Genomic DNA, 12,613 nt, shown 5'->3' with positions numbered 1-12,613 from the left:
AAACTAATCAGCTTGGATAATTTTTGCAACTTCTTTGCTAATATTTTCAAAGGTAAATCCGATATGTTCTAAAATTTTTTCAGCAGGGGCCGAAAAGCCAAAATCATCGTAACCAAAGTTATATTTAGCATGTTTTTGTCAACCAAAAGTAGAAGCTAATTCAATTGAAATTGCTTTATCTGCATCTCAGATCGGCTTTGTGCTTCAATGTGATAAAGATATAAGATTTAAATCAAATTTTTGGGCAATTTGTCTTGCCAATTCAAGCTCGCTTCCAGTTGAAATAATGGCAAATTGAGATTCGGATTTACGTAGTAAGTAGGCACCTTTTTTAAATTCGAGGCCATCTGTGTTCTCTTGTGAGACAATATTTTGTCTACTTGCAACAATGACACTTGGTTTATCTGTAGAATTGAGTGCAATTTCGTATGCTGATTTCATTTCAATTTCGTCAGCTGGCCGCATTAGATGCACATTTGGAATACTTCTAATCATTGCAAGCTGCTCAATTGGTTCATGAGTTGGGCCATCTTCACCAACTAAGAGAGAGTCATGAGTAAAAATGTATGTAACTGGCAGTTTCATAAGCGCAGATAGTCTTAGAGCTGGTTTTAAATAGTCACTAAAAACAAAGAAGGTAGAAACAAAAGGTTTTAGCACAGAGTGGAGGGCAATACCGTTGGCAATGGCCGCCATTGCAAACTCACGCACACCAAACATTAAATTACGACCTTGGTAGTTTTGTGGACTAAAAATACCATCGGCACCGGCAACTTTTGTAGAAACACTTAGATCGGCTGAGCCACCAATTCAGTGCTCTAAATTTTTATTAAGATATTTAATAATCTCACCTGATGAAGCTCTAGTTGCTAAATTTTTAGCAATGTTTAAATCAATAGTAATTGGTTTGTGCGCTTTTTCTAAGTAGACAGCTAATTCCTCAGAAATGCTAAATTTAGCTTTTTTAGCAAGACTACGAGCCACTAAAGTGTTTTTATAGTGTTCAACAACTTGGGCATCTAAGTAAAAATCGTCATGATTTCAATTAATATTTGCTTTGAAAATTTCGATATCTTTGCCTAATGGCATACCATGAACATCACTGGTATTAGCGCCTGGTGTGTCTTCGCCAATGATAGTTTTTACTTCGATAAAGCTTGGTTTATCAAGGGTTTTAGCATGAGTGATAGCGGCTGAGATTAAGTCAACTTCATTTTTAACAATAAAGTAGTTAAACCCTTGTGATTCAACACGTTTTTTAAGATCTTCTTTAAAAACAAGTGAAACTGGTGAGTCTAATTGAATATCATTGCTATCATATAAAACAATAAATTTATTTAACTTGTTTTGTCCAACAAAGGAGAGTGCCTCATAAGAAATGCCTTCTTGGAGATCACCATCACCACAAAGAACATATGTATAGTGATCAATTTCTTTAAATTTAGATTGCAAATGAGCTTGTGCTGTTGCCAAACCAGCAGCAATTGCAATTCCTTGACCTAGAGGCCCAGTTGTTGATTCTACCCCAACTGTGTGACCAAATTCTGGATGCCCTGGAGTTTTAGAACCCAGTTGTCTAAAATTTAGTAAATCCTCACGAGTGAGCATTCCTAATGAATAGTAAAGTGAGTACAAAAGTGCAGATCCATGACCTGCTGAGAGCACAAAACGATCACGATTAATTCACTTTGGATCACTAGGATCATAATTCATGTGGTCTCTGAAGAGAGTATAAACTATTTTAGCAGCACTAATTACAACTCCTGGGTGACCAGAATTTGCTTTATTAACAGCGGCAACACCATTTAATTTAAGAGTGTTGATTGCTAGTGTTTCAATTGACATAATAACTCCTTTTGTGTATAAATTTATAGCTTTTTTATTGATTTTAGTAATTAATTACCGCGTGAAACATATTTACCTGTTTCGGTAGAGACAACAATTTTTTCACCTTCTTTTATAAATAAAGGTGCATCAATTTCATAACCAGTTTCGAGGGTAATTTTTTTGGTTGGATTTGATGAAGTATTTCCTTTTACAGCATCAAAAGCTTGTGTTACTAAAAGTTCAACTTTTGGGGCAAGTTCAATATCTAAAATTTCCTCACCATATTTGCGAACTTTAACTTTTGCACCATCGACCAAAAATTTAATTTCTCACTCAACTTTGGAGACTTCGATACTAATTTGTTCAAAAGTTTCATCATTCATTAAAACAATTGCATCACCGTCGTTGTAGAGGTATGACATTGAAACTTTTTCAATGTGAGCTTTTTCTACCCGTTCTCCTCCTGAGTATGTTTTGACAATAATTGCTCCTGTTTTTAGATTTTTTACTTTTGCTTTCACATTAGCTTGTCCACGACCTTGTTTTGAGTGTTGTGATTCAAGAACAACAAAAATATCCCCTTCATCTTTGAAGGTAATCCCAGGGCGAAATTCGTTAACATTTATCATAATTTCTCCTTTTTAATTGTTTTATTTTATTCTATCACAATTTTAATTTTTTTTATTCAAAAGCAAAAAATAGCTATATTTTGATAGCTATTTTTTGCTTTTATAAAGTTTGTCAAAGTTTGCAATGTTTGCAAGAATATGACTAACTTGACTAGCAATTGGATTTTGAACTTGCTTGCTATTAACATCAAAATCTGGTTTTAAAACTTTAGTTGCAACCTCTTCAATATCAGGTGTGGAATAAGGCATTGCAAAACCGTAGTAAGCGTGGCGAATCATTAAAAAATCATTTGAGCTATCACCAAAAGTAACTAAGCAACTCTCATCTAAATTAAGTGAATCTAAGACTAATTTAATGCCAAAATATTTATCAACACTTAAAGGATTGACATCAAGAAAAATTTTATTTGTGATGGTAGTTTTATAAATACCAGCAAGTTTGTCAGACCATTTTTGATAAAGTTTTTTAATTTCTGATTCCGAGTTGCGAAGGGCGATTTGGTTGATTTTTTCAGTTGCTAAAACATTTTCAATCTCTTGGAATTCAATTTTTTTATAAACATGAATATCCATGATATGTTGCTCTTTTAGTCAAGGATAGTTGTCTTCAGGAGCATACTTATACAAATTAAACAAACTACTAATTGCACATATCGATTTGCTTGCTTTACAGTCTTCAATTAGTAGTTTGATAGTTTGGACATCAAGTGAGCCTTTATCAATTGTAGTTTTTTCTTTTACATTATAAATTAGTGTCCCATTATTGGCAATGATGTAGTCAAAATAAGGATATTTTTTAATTAATTCTAATGAGCCTGGCAAACCTCGACCTGTGGCAATTGCTAAAATATGGCCTTGAGCACGAGCTAACTTTAGTGCTTCAATAATCTTGTCTTCAATTTCGTTGTAACGGTTTAAAATTGTGCCATCTAGATCAAAAGCAAAAAATAATTTCTTCATTTTTATAGCTAATTTACTCCTTTTTGGTTTTTAGTTGCGGGTATAAAATAACCTCACGAATTGATTCATTATTGGTAAACAACATCACTAAACGATCGATGCCAATTCCACAACCGCCAGCTGGTGGCAAGCCATAATAAAGTGATTCAACAAAGTCATAATCAATTTCACTAGCTTCTTCATTTCCCATGTTTTTTTCGCTAATTTGTGACTCAAAGCGTGCTAACTGATCAAAAGGATCGTTGAGTTCGTTAAACATATTGGCAAATTCTTTTTTGGCAATAAATAGTTCCGCACGTTGAGTAAAATTGTTGTTTTTTGGATCTTTTTTAGCCAAAGGAGAAATCTCAATTGGATGACCAGTGACAAATGTCGGCTGTATTAACTCTTCTTCAATATATTTTTCAAAAAGCTCGTTAATAATGTGACCTTTTGTATAAAAAGGTTCTACTTTGATGTCATGATCTTGCGCTATTTGTTTGGCTTGTTCTTCGGAAATTTGATAAAAATTATGACCTACTTTTTTGGAGACTTCTTCAACCATATTGATGCGCGCAAAAGGTTTGCTAAAATCAATTTGATATTCACCAAAGTTTAAAACTGGGTTTGAATTGTTAATTTTTTCAATTAAAAATTGAAATAAATTTTCGGTTTGTTGCATCATAGTTTCTAAATTTGCATAAGCTTGATAAAATTCAATGCTAGTAAATTCAGGATTATGTGTTGTATCTACACCTTCATTACGAAAGATTTTTCCAATCTCATAGACGCGATCAATACCACCAACTAACAATTTTTTTAAAGGTAGTTCAGTTGCAATTCTTAAATAATAATCACGGTGTAATGAATTATAATGAGTAATAAAAGGACGAGCTGAAGCCCCACCTAAAATAGGTTGGAGCACCGGAGTATCAACTTCTAAATAATTTTGATTATCAAAAAAATGACGAATATATGAAACAATTCTGCTTCTTTTAATAAAAGTATCTCTTGTTTTTGTGTTTACAATTAAGTCTAAATATCGTTTGCGATATTTTTCTTCTTGATCACTTAAGCCATAGTATTGATCAGGAAGTGGTTTGAGCGATTTTGTTAATAAAAGAAAATCTGAGACATGTAAGCTAAGTTGCTGAGTTTTAGTTTTAAACAAATAACCTTCGGCTTCAATAATGTCACCAAGGTCAAGATTTTCAAAAATAAGATGATATTTTTCACTTTGAGAAAATCGCTTATCTATGTATAACTGAATGTGCAAACCATTATTTTGAATAACTAGAAAAGGGCCACGCTGTGCTATAATTCTGCCTGCAAAAGCAGCTCTAATATTTAAATTTTCTAGATCTTCTTTAGTGTGATTAGCAAATTTGCTCTCTAGTTCATTTCAATCAGAATGAGAATATTTTGATTCACTAAAAGCTAAATTATTATTTTGTAAGTTCTCAAATTTATTTAACCTTACTTTTTCTTGATCATTTAATTTTTCCATTTTTTTCCTTTATATTATAAAAAAATAAGATAAAAATCTTATTTTTTTAATTACTAATCTCTTTTTGTTTTATTGTTCTTTAGAACTATCAATTTTAGATTCACTGTCATTTTTATCATCATCTTGATCATCAATATTATAATTTATTGCTTCTAGTGAATTTTGATTTTGGTCTTCATTTTCATAGCTTTTTTCTTGATTATTTGCAAAATCACTACCCATTAATTCTTCTAAAATATCTTTAGTATTCACTTTTTGTTTTTCTTCAATTTCAGTAGATTTTGGCAATGGTTTCAATGTTTGCTCAAGTTGTTGAATTTCTTCAAAGACAATAGTTTCTTTTTCTAATAAAGTATCTTTAATTAACTCAAGTAATAATCTATGTTCTTGAATAGTAGCAATTGCTAATTTATATGAAGATGAAATAATTTCACGAATTTCAATATCAATTTCATGCCCAACTTGTGATGAAAAAGAAGCATTTTTAAAATAATCACGACCTAAAAATGGTGATGAATTGTCTTGCTCATATTGAATTGGTCCTAAGTTAGACATTCCAAATTCTGTAACCATACGACGAGCTATCTTAGTAGCTTTTTCAATATCATTTGCTGCGCCAGTTGAAATTTCGTTTTTACCATAAATAATTTCCTCTGCTGCTCTTCCACCCATAAAAGCGGCAATTGAAGCTAACAATTCAGATTTAGTAGAATTATATTTTTCATGTTCGGGTAGCATTAAATTGTATCCACCAGTGTTTCCACGAGGAACAATAGTGATTTTTTGTACTTTTACCCCAGAACGTAGCTTAATTCCAACAACAGCATGTCCTGCTTCATGATATGCAACCATGGTACGCTCATCCTCAGTGATAACTCTATTTTTCTTAGCTGGACCACTTATTACACGGTCGATGGCTTCATCAATTTGTTTACCAGTTATTACTTGTGTTTTTTCACGAACAGATAAAAGTGTTGCCTCATTGATAACATTTTCTAATTGTGCGCCAGAGAATCCTGGTGTTCTTTTTGCGATATTTGCCAAAGTAATATTTTGAGAAATACGTTTTCCTTTAGCATGAAGTTTTAAAATTTCTTCTCTTTCTTTAATATCTGGTAATCCCACAATAATTGAGCGATCAAAACGTCCTGGACGAAGTAGCGCTGGATCTAAAACATCAGTTCTGTTGGTAGCTCCAATGAGTAAAATTCCTGAATTTTCAACCATTCCATCCATTTCCACTAGTAATTGGTTTAAGGTTTGTTCACGCTCATCGTGCCCACCGCCAATTCCTGATCCACGTGAGCGACCTATTGCATCTAACTCATCAATGAAAATAATTGCTGGAGATTCAGCACGTGCTTCTTTAAATAATTCACGCACTCTTTTTGCTCCAACTCCGACATATAATTCAACAAAGTTTGAAGCTGAAATAAAGAAAAATGGTACATTTGCTTCACCAGCAGTCGCCTTAGCTAGCAAGGTTTTTCCAGTTCCTGGAGGACCACCTAGTAAAATTCCTTTTGGAATTTTTGCACCAGCAGCTGCATATTTTTTTGGATTTTTTAAATAGTCAACAAATTCTGCAATTTCTTCTTTTACTTCAGCATTTCCAGCAACATCGGTGAATTTTTTATTTGATTTTATACGAATTGCTTGGTTTTTTCCAGGGTTAAATAACCCACCTCCAGCTTGTGAATTTTGACTAAGTCTAAAAAATAATCAAAATCCAAACAAACTGATTAACAAGAAGGGAATATAAGGTACTATAAAACTACTTAAGAAATTACCTCTTGGACGATCAAAGTTAAAAATAACTGGTAGGTTAGCGTTTACAATAGTGTTTTTACTTACACTTTGACCAGCGCCGACTAAGGAAAGTGCGTTATTAATTTTTTGATTAATAGCATTTTCAATAATTTCAGAAGTTAAAGAGGCCTTAGTTGCTAATTGAATAATTTCTCTTCAACTATTAACTTTAGGAGCGCTAGAGCCCAGTTGTGATAAAATATTTTCACTAATAACACCACCTGTCCCTGCTTGATAAAGACGAATAATAGTTGGATCTGCTACAACTTGATAGCTTTCAATTCTATTTCCAACTTGCTCAACAACTTTAATTCTAAAGTCACTTATATCAAAACCGAAAGCTCAAAAAAAGTTATCATCAGTTGCGCTTTTAGCATTGGTAATAATTCTTTGTTCTAAATCAGACAATGATTTATAACCTAATTTTGGTGATAAAAATTGCCAAAGAACATACGCTAAAATACCAATGAGAATTAAAATCAAAATAAAGGTCCCAAGAGAGGGTTTTTTCATTCTTTGTTTCATAAGCTTCCTTTCTAAATTATAGTTTATTAAATTTTACTAGATTTTAGTATTATTTTATGTTTTTTTTTAATTAAATAAACATTTTCTTTTAAAAGATAACTACCATTAGAATTTTTTGAATTTATAAAGGTAATTATGGCATTAATTTTACCCTTTGTTAAGTTAATTTCTTCAAAATTGTTATGAATTATATAATATATAATATTTGTTTGGTATTTTAGCTTTGAAAATAAGTAGGTACTATAGTCAGATTGTTTTCATTTTGCTATTTCTTTTTTAATAAAAAATCATTTGATTTTGAGAACAAAATTATACAAAATGTATTTTAAAATAAACATCTTTTTATAGATTCAGGATCACTTTTGTATATCCATTCGAATTTGATTTCTTTTGTAAATAGGTTTGAAATTACTTTGATCATCAAAGTAGGCAATATTATTTTTTTTATTATATTTGATAATTTTATTTTTATCCACTTTATAAATCAAAGGTCTTCAAATTTGCATACCAAAATTATTAATTTTGGCTTTAATACCTCAAAAATTAACAATTTTATTTTTAAGTTTTTGCATTAAAATAGTTTCTAAAAAATCATCACTATGATGAGCGATAACCAAATAGTCACAATGGTATTTTTGATAAACTTGAGAAAAAAATTTGTATCTAAGATTACGCGCTTCTGATTGGAAATTACTTTTATATTCTATATTTTTTAACTCTAAAATTTGATAAGTTATATTATTTTTTTGACAATATTTCTCAACTAGATCTTGCTCTAATATTGATTGCTTGCGCAAATTATAGTTAACATGGGCAACAATTATATCAAATTTTTTAAAGCGATCTAGCAAATACATTGAATCAGCACCGCCGCTGATGGCTAATAAAAATCTATATTTTGTTTTTTTCAACATTAAAAACCTGGATAGTACTAGAAAAGTTGTTAGTTGAATAAAACAAACAAATTTCAACAACTTTTTGAATAACTTGTTCTATTTTGTGTTGATCTTCTAAATTAAAAGGGCTAAGCACATAATCAGCTGCATGTTGTGATCTTCCAATACCAATTTTAATCCTTTTAATTTCTTTAGTAGCTAAAAGATCAATGATATTTTGCATTCCTTTTTGTCCATTTGCTCCTCCTTGAGCTCGCATTATTGCTTGTCCTATTTGCAAATCCATATCATCATAAATTACTAGCATATCACTAATTTTAATTCCTTTAGATTTGCAAAATGCTCGAAACTCAACAATTGCTTCTCCTGAAAGATTCATAAAAGTTTGTGGTTTTAAAAGAATAATTTCATAATCTTCAGCAATAGAATAATGTGTTTTTGGCAAATGTTGTTTAAATTTAGCCCCTATTTTTTCGGCTAATGCATCAATTGCTCAAAAACCAACATTATGCTTGGTTTTTTCATATTGTTTACCAGGATTACCCAATCCTACTATTAATTTCATAACTTCCTTTTTTGAATTTTAATTTTCACTTAAATAACGCTCTAAAATAATTTGTGCTGCTAATTTATCAATCACTTTTTTCCTTTTTTTGCGGCTCACATTTGCTAAAATGAGAATATCATGTGCTTGACTTGTTGATAATCGCTCATCTTGTAAAACAACTGGTATTTGAAAATTTTGCTTTAAAATTGAAGACATTTTCTCAACTAATAACGTATGTGGTGCTTTATTGCCATTCATGTAAAGTGGATATCCTAAAACAATTTTTCCGATTTCATATTGCTTTTGCAGATCTCGAATTTTCAAGACAATTTGATTTAAATCACCATTTTTATAAGTAAAATTTTCAAGAGATTGGGCAATAATTGCCAAAGGATCTGTTATAGCAAAGCCACATGTTTTAGTACCTAAATCTAGTGCTAAAATTCGCTTTTTTACATCCATATTATCTCTTTGATTTTATTAATATTAACTTCTTTTTGGTTTAGAATTCCTTGGGCAATAATTTTGTTACCCCCACCTTTGCCATCAAAAATTTTGTTAATTTTATTTAAAATATCTAAAGAGTTGTTGGTTTTTGAAGAAACAACAACTAATATTTTTTGAGCTGCCATTTCTTGTAATAAAACAAAAGTAATATTTGCGTGCTCTTCGCGTAAAGTGGCTGCCAATTGTTTGCTATTAATTTGTTTATCTGTAATAAAATCAATATAAAAATCTTGATTATTAAATGTAAAGATTTTTTCTTGATTGAAGATAAAATCTGTTGTTTTTTCTTCTTTTTTCTTGTTTTTTATGAGTTGGAGCGTATCTAATTTTGCTTGCTTAATTGCCAAATCTAAATTATTATTTAGAATTTCTAAATCATTAACGCGGTGAACTTGCATTTTATAAAAAGGATCAAATTGACGATTTTTTTGCTCAATAGCTGCCAAGCTTAGCTCTTTTTGTTCTACCTGTTGAGTCAAATAATCATAGTATTTTTCCAAAGTGGTAATAGCTCGAATTCGAAAAACACCACTACCTTTATTTTGACAAGAAATAATTTTAAATTTCTGAATTAATGAAGTATTTGCAATGTGAGTTCCGCCACAAAGATCGGTTGTTATACCTTGAAAATGAACTAAACGAACATTTTTGGGATCCATATATTCTGCTTCTTCGAGTGTCATAATTGCATTGAGTTTTTCAGCTTCTTTAATTGTTGTGTTCAAATATTTACGTGGGGTAGAGCTTTGAATATAAAAGTTTACCAAGGATTCAACTTTTGCTAATTCTTCATCAGTGGGTTTTTTGCTAACTGGAAAATCAAAAGTTAGTCTATTTTCATTGTTATCTGATCCTAATTGTTTAATTTGCAAACCAAATTGTTCTCTAAGCGCTTTAAAAAGCAAGTGAGTTGCTGAGTGATTACGTTCTAAATTTCTTCTATTAGCTTCGTCAACTATTAGTTTAACTTCTTCATTTTTGTTTAAAACACCTTTAAAAACATGGATATTATTGAAATATTTATCTTTGAATACCTTAATAATCTCAATTTTGTTATCACCTTGAATAATTAAACCTTGATCATGTTTTTGACCACCACCAGTTGCATAAAAAGGTGTTTTATCAAAAATTGCATAGCTAATTTCATCTTCTTGCGTAGTTTCTAAAAGTGATTCATTATTTGCTAAAAATAAGATTTTTGCAGTCTGCTCTAGATGTTCATAACCTACAAATTCACTCTCTTTTCCTTTAATTAGTGCCAGCGAATTGATAGCTAAATTCATTCCAAGATGTTGTTTACCTCGAGAAAGATTGGCATGTTTTTCTTTTAGTTCTTCAATTTTGTCAAAATCCAACTTTAGTCCTTTTTCTTCAAGGATTTCTTGTGTTAACTCAATGGGAAAACCATATGTTTCAAACATTTTAAATACAATTTCAATGTTAAAATTCTTGCCATTTTTTTCAAATTCGCGATTAAGAAGAATTTCACCATTTTCAATTGTTTTTTCAAAGAGCTCTTCTTCTTTTTTAATTATTTTGGCAACTTTTTTTTCATCAATGTCATAAATAAGACTACTTTTGACAACACCTACTAATTTGTATAAAAAAGCTTGCTTGATACCCAATTTTCTACCCATCCGAAATGCCCGACGAATGAGCCGTCTAATAATGTAGCCTCTGTGAGTATTTGAAGGTTCGACACCATCGTTGATTGCATTGACAACGCTTCTAATGTGATCAGCAATAACTTTAAAATAAGTGTTGATTTTTGTTTGTTTTTTGTCTTTTTTAAAATAATTATCAACATCATATTTAAAATCGGAAAGCTTTTCTACTTCTAAAATAATTGGTAAAAATAAATCGGTATCAAAATTAGTTGGGCCATTTTGCAAAATTGAGACAATACGTTCAAAACCAGCACCTGTATCGATATTTTTGGAAACCAAAGGTGTATAATTACCTTCACCATCATTATTAAATTCTGAAAAAACAATATTTCAAATTTCAATAAAGCGATCGTTTTCAATATCGTTTTTTAACAATTCAATGCCACGGCTATCAAATTTTTCTCCGCGATCATAGTAAATTTCGCTGCAAGGACCACAAGGACCTAAGCCAATATCTCAAAAATTAGTTTTTTGATTTCCAGCAATTAAATGATCATCTTGAATACCTAAATCTTGTCAATATTTTTTAGTTTCTAAATCATCGCTAAAATAAGTTATGTAAAGCTTATCAAGATCCATTTTTAGAACATATACTAAAAATTCAAAAGCAAATTCTATTGCCTCTTTTTTAAAATAATCACCAATTGAAAAATTACCTAGCATTTCAAACATTGTGTGGTGTCTAGATGTAATACCTACATTTTCAATATCATTAGTTCTAATAGCTTTTTGAGAATTAGTAATTCGTTTGCTTGGAGGTTGTTTGTGACCTGTAAAATATTCTTTAAGTGTTGCTACACCTGAATTAATTCACAAAAGTGAGGGGTCATTTTGTGGAATAAGTGATTTAGATTCAACAATTAGGTGATTTTTACTTGCAAAAAAATCAAGTCATAATTGTCGAATTTGCTTTGAACTTAAGTTTGTTTTCATATAAATCCATTCGTTTAAACTAATATATAATAAATAAATTTTAATAAAATATAAGCAAATTTTGTAAAATATTATTTATGTTTCGTTTTTTTGTGAATAAAAAAGAAGACAATTACTTTATTTTAGATAAAAAAATTGTCAAACATATATCTGTAGTTAGACAAGAAAATAAAAAGTTTATTTGTGTATTTCAAAAAGAATTCTACCTAACAAAATTTGAGTTTCCAAATAGGGCTCTAATTTTAAAAAAACTTGATTATAATCATGAAAATACAGAAAATATTGTTTTGGCAATTGCAATTTTAAAGACAAAAGCTTTCGAATTTGCAATTCAAAAAGCTACCGAATTAGGTGTTAATACAATAATACCTTTTTATAGTCAAAATGTCGAACAAAAATTAGGAAACGACATTGATAAAAAGCTTGTGCGTTGACAAGAAATAATCACCCATGCTGCTCAACAATCTTTTCGAAATGTTATTCCTGTGATTGAAAAACCTATAAAAATAAAGACTTTAATCGAAAACTATCAGCATATGAAAAATAAATTTATTGCTCATGAAAAAGAAAATAATAATTTAATGATAAATTCTTTATTTGAAAATAATACAATTTTTTTAGTAGGACCTGAAGGTGGTTTTACAGAAGAGGAAGTTGAAATTGCAGAAAATTTTGGTTTTCAAGCAATTTCATTAGGAAAAAGAATCTTAAGAGCCGAAACTGCCGCCATTTTTTTACTCTCGAGAATAAAGCAATAGTAATAAGAATATAACAAACTTTTTTTTGTTATAATTTTATTTATACATTAAATAGAAAAGAGTTTAAAT

At 30.2% G+C, this 12,613-nt stretch carries 10 protein-coding genes; 1 reads left to right on the top strand and 9 read right to left on the bottom strand.

Annotated features, from left to right (window positions below; genetic code table 4):
• Positions 1-3: 3 nt before the first annotated feature.
• The 9 genes from MCJ_RS01480 to alaS all read right to left on the bottom strand — a co-directional run bounded on the left by MCJ_RS01480 (position 4) and on the right by alaS (position 11,786).
• On the bottom strand, positions 4-1,845 hold the full coding sequence (locus MCJ_RS01480) for a transketolase (protein ID WP_012751519.1): 1,842 nt from the start codon (positions 1,843-1,845) through the stop codon (positions 4-6).
• 50 nt (positions 1,846-1,895) lie between these two features.
• A complete protein-coding gene (gene efp, locus MCJ_RS01475; protein ID WP_012751518.1) occupies positions 1,896-2,456 on the bottom strand; it encodes an elongation factor P in 561 nt (186 codons plus the stop codon).
• Positions 2,457-2,543: 87 nt separating this feature from the next.
• Positions 2,544-3,416: an HAD-IIB family hydrolase gene (locus MCJ_RS01470; protein ID WP_012751517.1), complete on the bottom strand. Its 873-nt coding sequence runs from the start codon at positions 3,414-3,416 to the stop codon at positions 2,544-2,546.
• Positions 3,417-3,429: 13 nt separating this feature from the next.
• Positions 3,430-4,902 carry a lysine--tRNA ligase gene (lysS, locus tag MCJ_RS01465; protein WP_012751516.1) on the bottom strand — a complete coding sequence of 491 codons (1,473 nt, stop codon included), beginning with the start codon at positions 4,900-4,902 and terminating at the stop codon, positions 3,430-3,432.
• 69 nt (positions 4,903-4,971) lie between these two features.
• Positions 4,972-7,236: an ATP-dependent zinc metalloprotease FtsH gene (ftsH, locus tag MCJ_RS01460; RefSeq protein WP_012751515.1), complete on the bottom strand. Its 2,265-nt coding sequence runs from the start codon at positions 7,234-7,236 to the stop codon at positions 4,972-4,974.
• 26 nt (positions 7,237-7,262) lie between these two features.
• Complete coding sequence (gene tilS / locus MCJ_RS01455; RefSeq protein ID WP_012751514.1) at positions 7,263-8,150, bottom strand: tRNA lysidine(34) synthetase TilS; 888 nt, start codon at positions 8,148-8,150, stop codon at positions 7,263-7,265.
• Positions 8,128-8,697: an aminoacyl-tRNA hydrolase gene (gene pth / locus MCJ_RS01450; protein WP_012751513.1), complete on the bottom strand. Its 570-nt coding sequence runs from the start codon at positions 8,695-8,697 to the stop codon at positions 8,128-8,130. Before pth ends, tilS begins: the two co-directional genes overlap by 23 nt.
• An 18-nt stretch (positions 8,698-8,715) precedes the next feature.
• Entirely contained in the window at positions 8,716-9,141 is a 426-nt protein-coding gene (gene ruvX / locus MCJ_RS01445) for a Holliday junction resolvase RuvX (protein WP_012751512.1), read from the bottom strand.
• Positions 9,132-11,786 carry an alanine--tRNA ligase gene (alaS, locus tag MCJ_RS01440; protein ID WP_012751511.1) on the bottom strand — a complete coding sequence of 885 codons (2,655 nt, stop codon included), beginning with the start codon at positions 11,784-11,786 and terminating at the stop codon, positions 9,132-9,134. The genes ruvX and alaS overlap by 10 nt, the downstream gene beginning before the upstream one ends.
• 77 nt (positions 11,787-11,863) lie before the next feature.
• On the opposite strand from alaS, the gene MCJ_RS01435 reads away from it, so the two are divergent.
• Positions 11,864-12,544 carry a 16S rRNA (uracil(1498)-N(3))-methyltransferase gene (locus tag MCJ_RS01435; protein WP_012751510.1) on the top strand — a complete coding sequence of 227 codons (681 nt, stop codon included), beginning with the start codon at positions 11,864-11,866 and terminating at the stop codon, positions 12,542-12,544.
• Positions 12,545-12,613: the final 69 nt, after the last annotated feature.

Source organism: Mesomycoplasma conjunctivae, assembly GCF_000026765.1.
Taxonomy (GTDB): domain Bacteria; phylum Bacillota_I; class Bacilli_A; order Mycoplasmatales; family Metamycoplasmataceae; genus Mesomycoplasma; species Mesomycoplasma conjunctivae.
Note: the sequence above shows the minus strand (reverse complement) of the source record. Positions and strands in the feature narration are given on the sequence as shown.